The following is a 17,714-nucleotide window of genomic DNA, read 5'->3' as shown; positions in this document are numbered from 1 at the left end:
TGTCCTTAAACTTTTATTAATAGGAGAGCGCAATATGAATGAAAAGTTCAAAGAATTGAACCATAATCGCCATGCTCTATTTTGGTGCAAAATTTTAATTTTGCACTGAGGTGGAGTTAAAATGGTGCGACATTCTCAACATTGTAAATTATAAGTTACGTAATATTACAGCTTGCATTTATGGACTGATAATTGCATTTAGACTCGATTAGTACATAACTACAAGTGCACACTGGAGTAAATAATGAAACTAGTCACAGCAATCATTAAGCCTTTCAAGCTAGATGATGTCCGTGAAGCCATTTCAGAAATAGGTATAGAAGGTCTTACTGTTACTGAAGTTAAAGGTTTCGGACGTCAGAAAGGACACACGGAGCTATATCGCGGTGCGGAATATCAAGTCGATTTCCTGCCTAAAGTTAAATTGGAAATCGCTGTTCAAGACGAGCAAGTCGATCGTCTTGTAGAAGCAATAGTAAGCGCTGCTAAAACCGGAAAAATCGGTGATGGTAAAGTGTTTGTATTTGATTTGGAAGGTGCTGTACGTATCCGTACCGGCGAATCCAACAGTGATGCCTTGTAATTAGGCACAGTTTCCAACCGGAGAGAAATAATGGAAATAACATTTGAACTAGGGTACGCGTTAGATACCTTTTACTTTTTAGTTTGTGGTGCGCTTGTAATGTGGATGGCTGCGGGCTTTGCAATGCTTGAAGCGGGTTTAGTAAGAGCTAAAAATACCACAGAGATTCTTACTAAAAACGTTGCTTTGTATGCAATCGCTTGCACAATGTACATGATTTGCGGTTATGGCATCATGTACGGTGGCGGTGAATGGACTGCATTCCTTGGCGGTATTACTGGTGACGGCGCAACAGGCGTTGCAGCTGATGATGCTGCAACTTATGCTCCTTCAGCTGATTTCTTTTTCCAAGTAGTTTTCGTCGCAACAGCCATGTCAATTGTGTCTGGCGCAGTTGCTGAACGTATGAAGCTTTGGGCTTTCCTTGCATTTGCGGTTGTAATGACTGGTTTCATTTACCCAATGGAAGGTTCTTGGACTTGGGGTGGCGAAGCCGTATTTGGTTTATACACACTAGGTGATCTTGGTTTCTTAGATTTCGCGGGTTCAGGTATTGTACATATGGCTGGTGCAGCGGCTGCGTTAGCAGGTGTTATTGTACTTGGCGCTCGTAAAGGCAAGTACACTGCTGACGGTAAAGTAAATGCAATTCCTGGCTCTAACTTACCTTTAGCTACATTAGGTACATTCATTTTATGGATGGGCTGGTTTGGTTTCAATGGCGGTTCTGTTTTAGCTACAGCAACTGTTGAAAGTGCAAATGCGGTAGCCGTAGTATTTATGAATACTAATGCGGCAGCGGCAGGTGGTTCTATTGCGGCGTTAATTGTTGCGCGTATCTTGTTCCGTAAAGCTGACCTAACAATGGCATTAAACGGTGCTTTAGCTGGTCTAGTTGCCATTACTGCTGGTCCTGATACACCAACTCCTGGTCTAGCTACTTTATTTGGTGCGCTAGGTGGTGTGTTAGTTGTATTTAGTATTATTACTTTAGACAAGTTGAAAATTGATGATCCAGTAGGTGCGATTTCGGTTCACGGTGTAGTGGGTTTACTAGGTCTACTTCTAGTACCAATTACAAACAGTGATGCCAGCTTCAGTGGTCAGATTATTGGTGCGCTTACGATTTTTGCTTGGGTGTTTGTAGCGAGCTTGATTGTTTGGATAGCGATTAAAATGCTTATTGGTGTACGTGTTTCTGAAGAAGAAGAATTCGAAGGCGTAGACATTAGCGAATGTGGTTTGGAAGCATACCCAGACTTCACTAAATAAGATTTTACTTTTCGTAAAATACGTTTTGAAAAAGCCCTGATTTATCGGGGCTTTTTTTTATCTTTCTATATACCTTCAAAGCCAAGTCGATACGGGTTATATTTAAGTTTATTCGTCTCAATCCAATGGTATTTCATGTTTAAAGCTCTTGTTGTTTTACTATTTATCTCTCACATATTTTCAGCTTATGCATATGACAGAGTATCGGGGAAGTTGTTTGCTAGTCGTTCAGAGGTTTATGGGCAAAATGGAATGGCTGCAACAAGTCATCCACTGGCAACACAAACAGCAATTGATGTTTTAAAAAAAGGTGGTACTGCGGTAGACGCAGCAATTGCTGCAAATGCAATGTTAGGGTTAGTTGAACCTACTGGCGCAGGGATTGGTGGGGATCTATTCGCTATAGTCTGGGATGCAAAAGAAAAAAAGCTTCACGGTTTGAATGCATCAGGTCGCTCTCCACAGTCTTTAACGCTTACTGAATTAACTAAGCGAGGGTTGACTAAGATACCCTCTTTTGGCCCGCTTCCAGTTTCTGTACCTGGCGCTGTAGATGGTTGGTACGAACTACACGGTAAATTCGGTAATTTACCTATGGCAGAGCTACTGACACCGAGCATTCATTATGCTAAAAATGGGTTCCCAGTTAGCGAAGTCGTAGCTCATTACTGGAAGTTAAATGCACAACGAGTTGGCCATTACGATGGGTTTGCAGATACCTACCTTATTGATGGAAAAGTCCCTAAAACAGGAGACATATTTAAAAACCCTCACTTAGCTGCAACTTATGAAAAGTTAGCAACGGGGGGGCGGGATGCATTTTATAAAGGCGACATCGCTGCGCGTATTGCTGCCCATTTGAAAGAACAAGGTGGGTTTTTAACTAAAGAAGATCTCGCATCTCATACGTCAGAATGGGTAGAGCCGGTTTCAACAAATTATCGAGGATATGACATTTGGGAACTGCCGCCAAATGGGCAGGGGATCGCAGCGTTACAGATCCTAAATCTGCTTGAAGGGTTTGATATCCGTAACATGGGTTTTGGAAGTACTGAGTATATCCATACCTTTATTGAAGCTAAGAAAGTCGCATTTGCAGATAGAGCTAAGTTTTACGCGGATCCTGCATTTAATAATCTCCCCGTAGAGTCGTTGATTTCAAAAGATTACGCCAATGAACGTCGTGCCCTTATTGATAAAAAGAAAGCGGCTTTGTCTGTTAATGCGGGACCAGTAGATGGGGATACTATCTACCTTACCGTTGCGGATAAAGATGGCAATATGGTGTCGTTAATTCAAAGCAATTATCGCGGTATGGGCTCAGGTATGGTGCCACCAGAATTGGGCTTTATGCTTCAAAATAGGGGGGAGCTGTTTATCCTTGACCCAAGTCACTACAATACTTATGCACCGGGTAAGCGTCCTTTTCACACTATTATTCCAGCATTTGTGACCCAAAATGGTGAGCCGTGGATGAGTTTTGGTGTTATGGGAGGCGCAACACAGCCCCAAATGCATGCACAGATTTTAATAAATATGATAGATTTTGACATGAATGTGCAAGAAGCTGGCGACGCACCTCGAGTGATACATTCAGGCTCATCTAGCCCAACTGGCGGTATGATGATTTCAGGTGGGAAAGTGCATATTGAATCTCAAATACCCATGCAAACCAAACGTGAACTAATAGACAAAGGGCATAAAGTCGAAGAGAGTATTGGGGTGTTTGGTGGGTACCAAGCTATTCGCTATGATGCTGAAAGACAGGTTTATATTGGTGCGTCTGAATCGAGGAAAGATGGATATGCTGCAGGGTATTAATTAATGTCTCAGCCACAAAAAGGTGTATGTGCTGAGCCTAACCTTCATGCGCAATATTTGCTTTTTAATGTTTCAGATGATGACGCAACCGAAGTTAGGGCGAAATTAGCACGTATACTCGATATCTTTGATCATTACGATAAAGAGCATTATGAGGCAATGGTGACGGGAATGATTGCTGTTGGGGAATCGTATTGGCAAGAGTTGTATCCAGGCCCTGTTCCCTCAGAGTTAAGTGCGTTTCCTGATGTGCAATGTGACGATCGCAGTGCACCCGTTACTCAATGTGATTTATTCATACAAATTAGAACTGATCGCGTAGACATATGTTATGCGATCGGTTTAGAAGTAATGGAATTAATGCGACTTCATGCCGAATTAGTGGAGTCTGTGTCTGGTTTTCGCTATTTAGATGGCAGAGATTTGAACGGCTTTGTGTATGGAGCCAATAATCCTCGAGGCCTTAAAAGGCGAGAAATGGCGATTATTGGTGACGAAAACCCTTTGTTTGCTGGAGGAAGTTACATTCACGTTCAGTGTTATAAACACGATCTAAGGCGTTGGCATAGTCTGTCTGAGCGACAACAAGAACAAGTAATGGGAGTTACCAAAGAGCATAACCTTGTTAGTCCTGAATGTTCTGACTCTTCTCATGTCATTAGAGCGGCGACGAATTGGAGCGATGAATCCCATGAAAATTTAATTTTACAAGGGATGCCTTATGGCGATATGACCACCCAAGGTTTGTTTTTCGTATGCTGTGCAAACTCTCCTCGTATTTTTAAATCCCGTCTTTACTCTCAAGTAGTAGGGACCAGTGAGGGGGATTATGATCGCTGGTTAGATTTTACAAGTGCTGAATCCGGTGGAGCCTATTTTGCGCCCTCGGTTACCTTTATTCAGGAAAGTGTTAGCCGTTTCTAAAAAATGGACCAATGGCTTGGTCCATTTATTCTTTTTATGCTTGTTAAGCACCTAGTAGCTTTTCAACGATATCGTTCATTTCTTTAGGCATTTGTCCAAGAATAAGTTGATCACTATTTGCTAGTGTTACTTTTTCTTCAATAAAATTAACGATCTCATTTTTTTCAATGTCAATGATACCACCAAACGCAACAACCTTTTTAACACCTAGTTTAGTTCCTGGAATAGAAAGGCTGCCTTTTGCTGAATCAACGTGTAAAACAATAGCATATTTAAATTGATAATCGTCTGATACCGCGCTGACTTTCTTTAGTGCTGTGGTCAACTCATCAATGGATGATGTTAATTCATCGGCAGAACTGTCCATTGAATATTTTTTCTTCTTAGCTCGTTTGCGCATGCCTTCAGCTAATGAGTAAGACATGTTCCCAACCATACTGTAAAGTTGTTGTGATGAAATCACGGATTTACCATGCTTAGAGGCGACGCCTGCTGTAATTGCAAGACCAACTTCCTGTGAGTCGCCCGGCACGCCGTGGAGCGTGATTGGAAAGATGATGGCGGGAGCTGCCGCATCAACTTCAAGAGGAAAGCTATAATCCGAGTTCTTCTTTAGAGATGCGGCGGATGCAATACTTGAGATAAGAAAAAGAGTGGTTAGTGAAATTATTTTAAGTGTACAGTTTTTCATATTGTGATTTTTTTGTGATAATTTAAAAAAAAGAATTTAGTCCACAAAAGTAAGTTCTGCAATATTAGGCTGTAATACTTAGGTATAAATTTAAATGACTATATATATCGTCTATTTTCTGCTAAAAAACCGAGTAATAAAAAGCTAAAAATAATACTGATACCACGATAAAGGTAAGGGATTAACAGTAAAATATCTTTTATAAAAGGGGTGATAAAAAGCATTAACGCACCATAACCAAATGCACACATGATTACAAAAGCAAAGGTTCGCACAATAAAATGATAGGGGCTGACCATACGTTTAATATGCTTGTTGATTACATCTCCATAAATAACTAATAAGGTTGCTAGTAAGGTGAGTGCAATTTGGCTTATATGAGGCTGACACCATTGACTTAATTGCGACAAAATATCTGTTACAAATTTCATAAACACAGCTTTTTTCAATGAAAATACTTTTGATAAAGTATAGAGGAAACTTCCATAGATCTTTGATATTTTTTATTTATCTTTCAGTGTTAAGTGAATTTGTACTGCTAATTAGCGTCGTTTTAAGCAGGGGAAGTCATCGCGCCATCCCAGTTATCCGGTAGTGCCATGCTTTGGCACCGATGGCACATTTCGATATGATGGATGATCAGGCGATCGTCAGGAGATTTATTTAACGCTGCACTGAAGTAAGTGAGTGCTTGCTCCCAGTCTTTTTTCATGCGACATGCGAGTCCTTTTTCAATATCACTTTTCGTGCAGAGCTTGCTTTGTTTTTGAGCGTCACTGAGATGTTCAAGAACTTCATAAATTTTTACGGGTTTTGACCGACCTTTTACTCGCACAAAATCTAACATTCGATGCTCAACTTGGTAGTCATCTCCTGCAGATTTTAATACTTGTTCGCTGACTAAAATTCCCGCCTGATATTTTGGTGCCAAAGACTCTATTCGAAATGCAACATTCACATTGTCGCCGATAACGGTTGTGTCCATACGATCATCGGATCCCACTGTACCTATGATAACCGAACCATAGTGAATACCAATCCCAACCGATACGGGATCATAGTGGCAATTTTTTCTATGTTCATTGTACAAATTGACCGTTTTTTGCAGGGCTATTGCTGCATTAATCGCATCTTTGGCCTTATCAGATTCAGTTCCCCCAGGGTGATCAAAAAGTGCCATAATGGCGTCACCAATGAACTTATCTATGAAACCATGGTTTTGTTGAATTGGGCCATTCATACGTAAAAAATACGAATTTAAAAAACGCATAAGTTCATGAGGCGTAAGAATCTCAGACATACTGGTAAAGCCTCGTATGTCACAGCACAGAATGGCAACTTCGTCTTCTACCGCATAGCCTAGCTCCAGATTACCCACACCATTTTGTTCGAAATGGTCCATAAATTGGCGAGGTACAAACTTTTGGATGACATTGCTTAAGCGCAGGGCTTCATCTGTTTTTTGTTTAAACGCTTCGTCTTCTGCCGCTTTTAATAATGAATTTGAAAGCGTTAGCTCAGCTCGAGCGCGTTTTGCTTTTTTTACTTTTTCACAGCGTATCAATACTGCGGTCACACCTATTGCGTAAACACTTAAAGGTAATACAATAAAATTTATGACCGCGGTTGCGTCCATGTATGTCCATCCGTTATTTTAGCGTGCTGAAAACCTTATCTGCAGCTCGTAAGGTCAGCTCTACAATTTCTTTGGTATGGGCTTTAGATACAAAGCCAGCTTCATATGACGCTGGTGCCAAATAAACACCTTCATTAAGCATACCATGATAAAATTGATTAAATTGCGTTGTATTGCAATTTATAGCTTGTTGGTAATTAGTAACCTGCTCAACACCGGTAAAGAATAGCCCAAACATACTTCCCGCGATGTTAATTGTCATTGGAATATTATGACTATGGGCAAGGTCGCGGAAACCTTCAGCGAGTAACTGAGTATTTTCAAAAATACTGTCATACAGCGACGCATTTTGTAATTGATTTAGTGCTGCAAGCCCCGCCGCCATGGCAACAGGGTTACCTGATAGTGTACCCGCTTGGTAAACGGGGCCTGTTGGAGCAATATGGGTAAGTATGTCTCTTCTTCCGCCAAATGCACCTACGGGCATGCCACCGCCAATAACTTTACCCAAGCAGGTTAAGTCGGGTTTAACCGAATACTTTTCTTGTGCCCCACCTCTGGCGACGCGAAAGCCGGTCATGACTTCATCAAAAATAAGTACACTATTGTAGTCGTCACAAATACTGCGCAAGCCTTCGAGGAAGCCCGGAACCGGAGGAATACAATTCATATTTCCAGCAACAGGTTCAACAATAATACAGGCGATATCGTCACCGTGTTCATTGAAAGCGTGCCGTACTGATTCCAAATTATTAAATTCCACCGTTAAGGTGTGTTTTGCATAATCTTCAGGTACACCAGGAGAGCTTGGAACACCCAATGTCAACGCGCCAGAGCCTGCTTTTACTAATAACGCATCTGCATGGCCGTGATAACACCCTTCAAACTTCAAAATCTTGTTTTTACTTGTATAGCCACGAGCAAGCCGGATTGCAGACATGGTGGCTTCGGTTCCTGAGTTCACCATGCGAACCATTTCCATTGAAGGCACTAGATCGGTAATTTTTTCCGCCATGATAATTTCGGCTTCAGTAGGTGCGCCAAAACTCAAACCATTTTGTGCCGCCGCAACGACAGCGTCTCGTATGTCATTGTTGTTATGGCCCAACACCATGGGCCCCCATGATTGCACATAATCAATATATTTATTGCCATCTACATCCCAAATGAAGGGGCCATCGGCTTTAGTGATAAATCGGGGTGTTCCACCCACAGCTTTAAATGCACGAACAGGAGAGTTTACGCCTCCAGGGATGGTTTTTTGGGCACGAGCAAAAAGAGTTTCTGACTGAGTCATATTAACCTTGTTCTTTATTGTTAAACCATACGACATCTTTATCGTATTGTTGGACTAAATTCTCAACCCCTAGGGTTAGGGCAAATAATGCCATACGTACTAAAACACCATTGTCGGTTTGTCTGAAAATGGCAAGATTAGGGTTTACGTTCAAATCATTATCTAGTTCATTGGCTTCCATTCGAGAATCTCTTGGAAGCGGGTGCATAATGACAGTTTTGGATTGAAAATGACGGGTATAAATGGCTTGGTTTAAACGAAACTTCCCACGAAATTTATCGGCTTCTTGTTGAGACGGGAAGCGTTCTTCTTGGATGCGAGTTTGATAGCAAATATCGGCATCATGGCTTCCTTCTATTTGTTCTACAATATGCCATTTGTGCCCTGCATTTTCTATGTCGTCCAATACCTTTTGCGGCATTGAAAGCTCGTTTGGCGCTATTAGGGTAAACGTAATATTCTTAAATAGACACAATAACTTCGATAAGGAGTGTACAGTTCTTCCGTAACGCAAATCACCAATCATGGCGATATGCAGACCATCAATGCCTTTCCCATGAAAAGCTAATTCCCTTTCAATGGTAAATAGGTCTAATAATGCCTGAGTAGGGTGTTCATTGGCGCCATCACCACCGTTTATAACGGGAACACGGCTGCCTTTGGCAAATTCTGATACGGATCCCGCGTCTGGGTGACGCATGGCAATAATATCGGAATAACCACTTAATACTCGTGCGGTATCAAACAATGATTCTCCTTTTGCAAGGGCTGAATTTTGCTTACCTGTGGTTTCCCTAACATGACCACCGAGTAAATTAAACGCGGTACCAAAACTGACTCTCGTCCGAGTACTGGGCTCAAAAAACAAGTTACCTAAAATCGCGCCATCTAAAACGGTAGTACGTTTTTGCCTGAGCGCATAGGGCTCCATTTGACGAGCGACATGGAAAATATGGTTGAGTGTTTCTCTGTCGAATTGATCAACGGACAATACGTGTTGGCCAACAAGTTGGTTCATGGTTTAAACGCCGATAAATACACTATGGGTATAGTTTAACAAATGCTGACGCTATGCTGTAGATTATTGATAGGAATAGTTAGAGGATTGAACTTTACAGTCATGGTATTCAAATAGATACCTGTTGTAATTTACCAACTCGTGAGCATCGACTAGTATCTATAGTCTACTTATTTTCTAGTTTCGTGGCTAATTAAAGGATCGTGCTCTGTGAAACGACCTATAAATTTCAAATTGATACTGCTTACTCTAGCTGGATTCGGAGGACTTGCAGGATTAATGGTAACTGCTGGTCTAGGCAATGCGCAATCGATCAACCTTCCTTTGCAGGTTGCCCCAGTTACAGTTAAAAATGTGGTCTTGCAACCTTCGTATAGTTATTCTCAACGGGTTTTAGCGAGAGTTGAAGCACTGCAATCTTCTGCAGTAGGGTTTGATTTAAGCGGGCTTGTTACTCATGTTTATGTTGATGAAGGGAGTGTTGTTAAAAAAGGGGATATCTTAGCAAGACTTGATATTGAACGGTTGGAAGCTAGTAAGAATGAAATAAAAAGCAGCCTTGCACGGGCAAAAGCTGAGCAACGGTTAGCGGAATTGTCGAAGAATCGATTATCGAAAGTTGTCGCAAAAGGCTTAGAGCCTGAACAAGTGCTAGATGAGGCAATGGTTAATCTAGACGTTGCGAAAGCCAGTGTCGCACAAATTAATGCTCAGCTTTTGAGTTTGAATGTTGATATTGAAAAATCTAATTTAGTTGCGGCATTTGATGGCACTATTATTCAGCGTCACCTAGACCCAGGCGTTAGCGTTACTGCAGGGCAAGCGGTGGTTTCGATTCAAAGTGATGGTCAGTTAGAATTAAGAGCCAGCTTACCAATAAATTTAGTGAACTGGTTACAGCGCGGCGACCTTGTGGATTTCGCAGATAACTCACAATCTGCTGTATTGGACCGGTTTATTACGTCTCAGAACACGCAAACTCGAACTCAAGATGCTTTTTTTCGAGTGAATTCATCGTCATGGGAAGGTAGGTCAGGGCAAATTGTTAATTTAGTCGTGCCAGTTAGCCAATCAGCTAATGGTGTTTGGATACCCGTATCAGCACTAAGTGGTGGTATTCGAGGAATGTGGACGGTATATGTTACCGAAGGCGACAATGAACTAAATGTAGTCCCTCGTATTGTAGAAGTTGTTTACTCTGATGAGCAACGAGCATTTGTTAGTGGCGCGTTGCAAAATGGGGATAAACTTATCATTGAGGGCACACAGCGCATTGTGCCAGGACAGCGTGTACGCATAATGGAAGTAGAATAATTAATGGGTGCGTCTTTATTCTTCCGACATGGGCATTTACTTGTCTTGAGCATTTTAGTGCTATTAGTGGCCGGATTTTCAGCGGTTACCAATTTACCTCGACTTGAAGACCCTAGAATAGATTTACGTAATGTATTGGTTCTTACGCCTTATCCCGGTGCATCAGCTGAAAGGGTAGAAGCCCTGATCACCGATGTCATTGAAGATGAATTGCGTACGCTACATGAGATTAAGAAAATTGATTCAACTTCAACGGCTGGCTATTCTTCTATTTCTATCGAGTTGCAAGATTGGACTGATAACTCTACGAACCAGCAAATTTTTGGAAAGATTCGAGATGCTATTGGTGAGGCTTCGGCTAATTTCCCCGTAGGGGCGTCAACGCCCGTTTTAGATGATAAGCGTGGGGCTACTGCGTTTACTCAAGTCGTTGCATTGAAAGCTAAATCTGAGCATAACCTGTCATTGGGTATTGTATCCCGTTTGGCTGATGAATTAGCTGATAGGATAAGGAATATTTCAGGTACTGAATTAGTGCGTATTTTTGGAGCGCCTGAAGAAGAAATTCTGGTGGAAATTGATCCACAACAAATGGCTATGGCAAGGCTGACATTAGCTGAGGTAAGTACATTAATTGGGCAAGCAGACCCAAAACTACCTGCGGGTTCCGTGTTCAGTGAAAGCTATGACATTCGTATTCAAGTCGCCCAAAGTTTGGATACCTTAGACACCATTAGAAACATTCCTTTAGTTAACCAGCAGGGTGACACATTGCGCTTGGGAGATATTGCGCATATTAAAAAGTCATGGTTAATGCCAGAAAGTAGCATTATGTTAGTTAATGGCACTCGTGCAATTTCGGTATCTGCCAGAATGCAAACCAATGTTCGTGTAGATCAATGGACTGAAAAGACAAATGCAGTTATAGCGCAATTTCAGCAAGAATTTGGCCATAGCGTAGAAGTCGAGGTTACCTTTGAACAAAACGAGTATACCGAAACTCGTCTACAGGACTTAACTAACAATTTGTTATTAGGTTCTTTGGTTGTAATGGTGGTAATTCTGTTTTTTATGGGGTTAAAAGCGTCGTTAATTGTTGGTTTGGCGCTTCCTCTTTGTGCTTCTTTTGCGTTGTTTTCACTGAGCTTTTTTGGCGAACAAATTCATCAAATGTCTATTTTCGGCATTATCATCGCTGTGGGCTTGTTAATTGATAATGCCATAGTGATCACTGATGAAATACGTCTTAACTTACTCATTCCCGGAACGAGCCGTATTGATGCAATGAAAAAAAGTGTGAGTCACTTATTTGCTCCCTTGTCGGCGTCAACCATTACTACTGTTCTTGGTTTTATGCCTATATTCCTTTTGAATGGCAACATAGGTGACTTTATTGGGCCCATTGCAATCAGTGTAGTGATGGCCTTGCTTGGGTCATTAGTGATATCACTTACGATCATTGCAGCCTTAGCCGCGCGCTACTTGCCTAAATCTGAGTTTTCACCGAGAGAGAAATACGTTGCAAGAGAGCGGAATCCTAATGCGCAATGGCTGTTTAAGGGAATTGATTTACCTTCTGTTTCTTTTGGCTTTGAATTTTGTGTGCTCTGGGCGGTAAAACATCCTAAACGGGTAATTACAGTTATTCTTTTATTTTGTTTAAGTGGCTTCTTTTTAGCAACGCAGTTGGCCAATGTGTTTTTCCCCAGCGCAGATAGAAATCAGTTTCAAATTTATGTGTGGAGTAACGCAGGTCAGAGTATCCATGAAACTTACGAAGCGGTTAAAAAACTGGATAGTAAGATCGAAGGGTATGAGGGGGTCGAGCAAGTGACTTGGCTGGTTGGTGGATCTGCACCTACTATTTATTACAACCAAGTCATGACCACCGAGAACCAAGCTAACTACGCAAATGGTGTGATTACCACTGATTCTGTTTCAAGAGCTGCTGAACTAACGGCCCAATTGCAGTATGAATTACAAAATACACACCCGGAGTTGCGCATTGTTGTAAGAGGGTTTGGTCAAGGACCTCCTATATTCGCACCAATAGAAATAGAAATATTTGGGCCTGATTTAGCGGTTCTAGACGAATTAGGACAGAAAGTTCGTCTTGCTATGTCAGCAATACCAGGAATAACACAATCAGTGGCGAGTGTGACGTTTTCTGAACCCGAATTTGTTTTGCAGACCGATAGAGACATTTCTGCAACCCTAGGTTTAGGACTCACTGAAATTTCACAACAACTTAATACTGCATTGCGAGGAACAACCAATGGGTCAGTGTTGCAAGGTACCGAAGATATTCCTGTTAGAGTGCGTATCTCAGATGATGAAAGAGGCGCACCTTCTTCCATAGGTGGGTTACCTATTTTGTCTTCTGAAAGAATGGCTCAATGGGCAAGTATAGATACGATTGGCCAGCTTGATTTAAGACCGTCTATTAGTAGCATAACCAGAGAAAACGGAGAGCGCTTAAATCGAATTCAAGCTTATTTATTGCCAGGCGTTCCTGTGATTGACGTTAGTAATCATTTGGAAAAAGAGCTTCGCACTTCATTGGCGTTGCCTCCGGGTTATCATTTGTCATTGTCTGGAGACGCAGATCAGCAAAATCAAGCTATTGGTCAGCTCGCAACTTATTTACCCGTGTTGCTTATTTTAATGGTAACTACACTTATTCTTACCTTTTCCAGTGTCAGACTTGCTGTAGTTATTGGCTCAGTTGCTGTGCTGTCAGTGGGTTTGGGCTTTTTCAGTCTTTGGCTATCTGGGTTACCGTTAGGCTTTAATCCAATACTGGGGAGTGCAGGTTTGATTGGGGTAACCATTAATGGCTCGATTGTAGTGATTGCTGCTATTAAAGCGAATAAAGTAGCAAACAGCGGCGATCATGTGGAAATTGTAAGAGAAACCATGGGGTGTAGTCGCCATATTTTATCAACAACGCTAACTACTGTAGGCGGTTTAATACCTTTGCTACTGTTTGCGGAAGGCTCGTTTTGGCCTCCTCTTGCTGTTGTTATTGCCGGTGGCGTAGGTTTTTCTGTTATTCTATCTTTATTTTTCACACCTGCGGTTGTTGCCTTGATAACGGGTAGTAAAAAAACCGTTCAATGATAAATTAAAGCTTGTGCGTAATAATAATATATTCAAAATACTAGGTCGGATTTTGCATACAGAGTGCCCTCGTTGCCGTCGGATGAGGTTGTATGTTATTTGGACAATTATTATGTTCGTGGTGCTATACGATTATGTCGGGTTCTGAAAAGCAAGTAATACAAGTTCGAGCCAATGCCAAACGCAATGGATTAACCACTTTGTTAATTGGTTTTGGAGTTATTTTAGTGAGTGCCTTATGGTTAGCCTATGGACCTAATGCTCTTAATTTACCCGGTTTTTTTCTTTGCAGTGCAGGGATAGTCACCGTTCTGATTGGATGGTTTAAATTAAGAGAGCCAGATTACAGTATAGAAATAACCCCTCAACACATTACCTACCACCACAGGTTAGGCTTATGGCAGGTGGCATGGGATGATATCGTTCGTTTTGATCAACCTACCGTTACCCACGGAATTGAGTACAAAAAGTTAGACGTAGTGGGTGTTAAAATAAGTAATTACGAAGGGTTTCTAAAGAGTATTTCTCCTCGTTTAGCGACCCACCTTTTGATGGAACAACGACCACTATTATTTCAAGCACCAGATAGAGCTTGCACGTCCGGTAGTTGTGCCGGAGACGATATTTTACACCATACTAAGTTTACTTTACCTTCTGGTAAGGTTTTAACGGGTGTTCAAGCAATGCTAGCGAATAGAATGAAACAACTTCGAGATACACTCGGTTACGATATTTTTATTTCTGCTAGTGAGCTAGATCGCGAACCCGCTGCGTTCATTGGGTTACTTAGAGAATGCCACCAAAGTCGCATGTCACCTTCTTAAATAGAGTATTTAAGAGAGTAAATTCTGACTTTCCCCTTTGAAATCGGCAAGGGCATTGTATAGTTTAGGTAGTAAAGCAATGGCCTTGTCATGTTGTTTTTGCTTTATTTCTATTTCCACTGCTTCAGCCAGTGACTGAATTACCGGTGCTCCTGTGTAGCAGCTGGCACCATGTAGTTTGTGAACTTCGTCTTTTAAACTTTTCATATCAGAACTGGCTACTGCGTTTTCAATAGCGAGCTGAGCCTGAGGTAAATAATGCAGAAAATCATGCATTAGTTTCATTGCAGTTTCTGTATTTTGATTTGTTCGGGAAAGGGCTAAATTCCAGTTGACTGCTAGCTCTTTAATTTCTCTATCAGAGTCAATGCCGTCGCACCATTGTTTGATTGTGTCGATGAGTGCTTCTAAAGATAAAGGTTTGGGCAAATAGTCGTCCATGCCAGATGATAGTAGTCTGTCTTGTTCTTCTTTAAATGCATGAGCGGTGACGGCAATAATGGGCGTACCCATGTTTAGATCTATTTTCCTAATCGCTTTACTTGCTGCGACCCCATCCATATTTGGCATTTGTACATCCATTAGAATGAGATCATATACGTGCTGTTGACACAAGCCTACAGCTTGTTCTCCAGAGTAGGCTTTAGTTAATGAAATAGGTGATGATTTCAACCAAGCATCCAAAAGAGACAGGTTCATAGGCATGTCATCTACGGCCAGCAAGGATATTGCTGGTAGCTCGTCTTGAGGGGAGCTTACATTGTTAGGTGTAGGTATTAATTGATGCTTGCTAGTCGGCATTAAATCAATCGCAATAATTTGGGCCAATCTGCTCGGTGTCGCAGGTAAGCTCATACTTTTATCAAACTCTTCATTGAAATGGGAGACTGTCTTCAGTGGGTCGTCGTTGCAATACCATACAATTTTCGCTTTTGCCTTTATGTTCATTGCACAGCGCATAACATCTATTTCACTGAAAGGTGATTGGTTGGGTAAAAACACCATTAAAAAATTGGGGGCTGTTTGTATTTTCTGCAAATCATCGAGTGTACTCACAGGAACAACAAAGGCGCCTAATGCTTCAAGCATCTTGGTTGTTGCTTGTCTTGATGTAGGGTGTGGGTCGAAGATGACTACGTTAATATTGGATACTTTGTAAGGATATGAAAACGCAGAACGTTGGTTAATATGGCTGGCCCTGACCATAACGGAAAACGTCGTACCTACGCCGGGTTCACTTTTTAATTCGATGGAACCATTCATTAATTTTACTAGTTGTTGGCTAATGACTAAGCCTAAACCAGTGCCCCTGAAGCTTCGATTAGTTGAGTCGTCGACTTGGGAAAATGCAGAGAATAACTTCTTCCTGTCTATTTGGCTTATACCTATGCCCGTGTCGGTAACATCAAAAAAGAGTTCGATAACACCGTGTTGTCTATGTTTAGCAGACACAGTCAATGTAACGCTACCTTTAGAAGTGAATTTAAGTGCATTACCTATCAAATTGGTTAATACCTGCTTGAGGCGAATACTGTCACTGATTATTTTGTCGGGTAAAGGCGATGAATCGAATATGAAATCAAGGTTTTTTGAGTGTGCCGTTTTGGCCATTATGGCGACCATTTCCTCAAAGACTTCAAGAGGAGAGAATGGGGAGTTATTGACGTGTAACTTCCCTGCCTCTATTTTTGAGAAATCGAGCACGTCATTGACAATTAGTAACAAATTTTGCGCTGCGGAGTTTACTATTTTAACTTGTTCGTGTTCTGTTAGTGCTAACCCAGCATTTTCCAATTCACGGCCAAAGCCTAAAATAGCATTGAGCGGGGTTCTTATTTCATGACTCATATTCGCTAAAAATTGAGATTTAATATTACTGGCTTTTATTGCATCTTTTCGCGCTATGTCTAATCTCGCATTTTGTTCTTCTATGACTTCCATATTATTACGCAAATCATTGGTGGCGTGTTCAACGTCGTTTTGCAGTTCACTTTGTGTTTTAGCCATAATGGCGAATGAAAACAGTAGCACTTCAAAAAACACGCCTGCTTGAAAGCAATTAATAGTAATGTTGTTCGATGGTAAAACGCCAATTAAGCTGAACATGCCTGCAATGAGGCCGGTAACAACAAAAGACCATGCAACAATAAAGTATAAAGCGGGTTTAAAGCGATTAAAGAAAGCTTCAAAGCCAGCTGAAATATAAGTGAGCGATGCAATTGAGCCTATATAGTAGACAAGGTTATGTTTTATTACTGGGGGAATAAAGTCGAAGGCTGAAATCACGCCTAATACAAATAAAAAAAAAATAGAAATTTTGACTGCTAAGGACGCTTTAGGCGCATTACTATCGGTATCTAAAAATGACAGAGTAAAAAAACCAGAACTAATACCGATGAGTATAAATATCCACTCAGTATGGGCAACAAACCAGAGGGGTTGACCATCTGTAAAAATTAATTGTATGTGGCCACCCCATACAAACTGCCAAAATATTATGGTACCAATATAGGCGATGTAGCAAAGTATACTGATGTGCCTGACATTATAATATAGCGCGAGGTTATATACGGCTAATATCAATAATGCTCCATAAAAAGCACCCCAGATAATAGTATCTAGTTGTGCTGCAAAAGAAAACGTATCGATGGATTGGAAAAAGGTGGGGACGATAAGTGGTGAAGAGTCACTCTGAACACGAAGATATAAATTTATAGAGTCCCCAGGGTTAGACGAAAATAGTACAGCGGGCATTCTAAAGCCTTGTTCGCCTTGTGACTTTCCCTGTTTACTGGTGGTAACTGAGCCGTTTTCTCTTTGTATGTAAAAATCCACATAGTCGATTTGGCTAAAATTAAGACTCACGGCAAATTGGTTGAGCTGACTTAAGTTGTCAATAGTCACTCTTAACCAAAGGCCCTGTTTTGATAAGCCAAAGTTAGCGTTGTTGTCTGTGTAAGCGGTAAATTCGCCTCTTTGACTTAGCATTTGTTCAAAGGTGAGCTTTCCCTTTGATTCCCAGAGGTATTCGAAGTGTGATGACAGTGGGACTTTGTTCGATTCATTATAATATTGTACGTATGTTTGCCCCAATGCGCTGCTTTGCGATATTGCACCTAACAATACAATATACAAAACGGCTATCCATCTATTTAACACAAGCTAAACCTATACCCTTTATCGTCCACTGGACCACAGTAACTTAAATGATGCC

13 protein-coding genes are annotated in these 17,714 nt (G+C 41.2%); 7 read left to right on the top strand and 6 right to left on the bottom strand.

Going from position 1 to position 17,714, the window contains the following annotated elements:
- Positions 1-244 precede the first annotated feature (244 nt).
- The 4 genes from glnK (at position 245) to J3L16_RS03055 (ending at position 4,600) form a co-directional block, all read left to right on the top strand.
- Positions 245-583, top strand: coding sequence for a P-II family nitrogen regulator (gene glnK, locus J3L16_RS03070; RefSeq protein ID WP_207611418.1), 339 nt, complete (start codon positions 245-247; stop codon positions 581-583).
- A gap of 30 nt (positions 584-613) precedes the next feature.
- Positions 614-1,855 (top strand): ammonium transporter, encoded by a 1,242-nt coding sequence (locus J3L16_RS03065; RefSeq protein ID WP_207611417.1) that lies wholly within the window; start codon positions 614-616, stop codon positions 1,853-1,855.
- 135 nt (positions 1,856-1,990) lie between these two features.
- Positions 1,991-3,676, top strand: coding sequence for a gamma-glutamyltransferase (gene ggt, locus J3L16_RS03060; RefSeq protein WP_207611416.1), 1,686 nt, complete (start codon positions 1,991-1,993; stop codon positions 3,674-3,676).
- A gap of 3 nt (positions 3,677-3,679) precedes the next feature.
- Positions 3,680-4,600 carry a Dyp-type peroxidase gene (locus J3L16_RS03055; protein WP_207611415.1) on the top strand — a complete coding sequence of 307 codons (921 nt, stop codon included), beginning with the start codon at positions 3,680-3,682 and terminating at the stop codon, positions 4,598-4,600.
- 43 nt (positions 4,601-4,643) lie between these two features.
- On the opposite strand, the gene J3L16_RS03050 is transcribed toward J3L16_RS03055, so the two are convergent.
- From J3L16_RS03050 to J3L16_RS03030, 5 genes are all read right to left on the bottom strand, one after another.
- On the bottom strand, positions 4,644-5,291 hold the full coding sequence (locus J3L16_RS03050; RefSeq protein WP_207611414.1) for a hypothetical protein: 648 nt from the start codon (positions 5,289-5,291) through the stop codon (positions 4,644-4,646).
- 98 nt (positions 5,292-5,389) lie between these two features.
- Entirely contained in the window at positions 5,390-5,722 is a 333-nt protein-coding gene (locus J3L16_RS03045; RefSeq protein ID WP_207611413.1) for a DUF3392 family protein, read from the bottom strand.
- A gap of 122 nt (positions 5,723-5,844) precedes the next feature.
- Entirely contained in the window at positions 5,845-6,927 is a 1,083-nt protein-coding gene (locus tag J3L16_RS03040) for an adenylate/guanylate cyclase domain-containing protein (RefSeq protein ID WP_207611412.1), read from the bottom strand.
- A gap of 13 nt (positions 6,928-6,940) precedes the next feature.
- A complete protein-coding gene (gene hemL / locus J3L16_RS03035; protein WP_207611411.1) occupies positions 6,941-8,224 on the bottom strand; it encodes a glutamate-1-semialdehyde 2,1-aminomutase in 1,284 nt (427 codons plus the stop codon).
- A 1-nt stretch (position 8,225) separates the two neighbouring features.
- Entirely contained in the window at positions 8,226-9,242 is a 1,017-nt protein-coding gene (locus tag J3L16_RS03030) for an aspartate carbamoyltransferase (RefSeq protein WP_207611410.1), read from the bottom strand.
- Positions 9,243-9,452: 210 nt separating this feature from the next.
- Here J3L16_RS03030 and J3L16_RS03025 point away from each other — a divergent pair, with 210 nt between their 5' ends.
- From J3L16_RS03025 to J3L16_RS03015, 3 genes are all read left to right on the top strand, one after another.
- A complete protein-coding gene (locus tag J3L16_RS03025; RefSeq protein WP_207611409.1) occupies positions 9,453-10,556 on the top strand; it encodes an efflux RND transporter periplasmic adaptor subunit in 1,104 nt (367 codons plus the stop codon).
- 3 nt (positions 10,557-10,559) lie between these two features.
- On the top strand, positions 10,560-13,676 hold the full coding sequence (locus tag J3L16_RS03020; protein WP_207611408.1) for an efflux RND transporter permease subunit: 3,117 nt from the start codon (positions 10,560-10,562) through the stop codon (positions 13,674-13,676).
- A 134-nt stretch (positions 13,677-13,810) separates the two neighbouring features.
- A complete protein-coding gene (locus tag J3L16_RS03015) occupies positions 13,811-14,500 on the top strand; it encodes a DUF2982 domain-containing protein (protein WP_207611407.1) in 690 nt (229 codons plus the stop codon).
- Positions 14,501-14,509: 9 nt separating this feature from the next.
- Here the strand turns inward: J3L16_RS03015 and J3L16_RS03010 are convergent, their stop codons facing one another.
- Positions 14,510-17,659: a hybrid sensor histidine kinase/response regulator gene (locus J3L16_RS03010; protein ID WP_207611406.1), complete on the bottom strand. Its 3,150-nt coding sequence runs from the start codon at positions 17,657-17,659 to the stop codon at positions 14,510-14,512.
- Positions 17,660-17,714: the final 55 nt, after the last annotated feature.

The sequence above is a fragment of the Alteromonas sp. 5E99-2 genome (genome assembly GCF_017368475.1).
Classification (GTDB): domain Bacteria; phylum Pseudomonadota; class Gammaproteobacteria; order Enterobacterales; family Alteromonadaceae; genus Alteromonas_F.
Note: the sequence above shows the minus strand (reverse complement) of the source record. Positions and strands in the feature narration are given on the sequence as shown.

Coding starts and splice junctions, on each gene's coding strand:
- glnK (WP_207611418.1), top strand. CDS start 245: ATGAAACTAGTCACAGCAATCATTAAGCCTTTCAAGCTAGATGATGTC.
- J3L16_RS03065 (WP_207611417.1), top strand. CDS start 614: ATGGAAATAACATTTGAACTAGGGTACGCGTTAGATACCTTTTACTTT.
- ggt (WP_207611416.1), top strand. CDS start 1,991: ATGTTTAAAGCTCTTGTTGTTTTACTATTTATCTCTCACATATTTTCA.
- J3L16_RS03055 (WP_207611415.1), top strand. CDS start 3,680: ATGTCTCAGCCACAAAAAGGTGTATGTGCTGAGCCTAACCTTCATGCG.
- J3L16_RS03050 (WP_207611414.1), bottom strand. CDS start 5,291: ATGAAAAACTGTACACTTAAAATAATTTCACTAACCACTCTTTTTCTT.
- J3L16_RS03045 (WP_207611413.1), bottom strand. CDS start 5,722: ATGAAATTTGTAACAGATATTTTGTCGCAATTAAGTCAATGGTGTCAG.
- J3L16_RS03040 (WP_207611412.1), bottom strand. CDS start 6,927: ATGGACGCAACCGCGGTCATAAATTTTATTGTATTACCTTTAAGTGTT.
- hemL (WP_207611411.1), bottom strand. CDS start 8,224: ATGACTCAGTCAGAAACTCTTTTTGCTCGTGCCCAAAAAACCATCCCT.
- J3L16_RS03030 (WP_207611410.1), bottom strand. CDS start 9,242: ATGAACCAACTTGTTGGCCAACACGTATTGTCCGTTGATCAATTCGAC.
- J3L16_RS03020 (WP_207611408.1), top strand. CDS start 10,560: ATGGGTGCGTCTTTATTCTTCCGACATGGGCATTTACTTGTCTTGAGC.
- J3L16_RS03015 (WP_207611407.1), top strand. CDS start 13,811: ATGTCGGGTTCTGAAAAGCAAGTAATACAAGTTCGAGCCAATGCCAAA.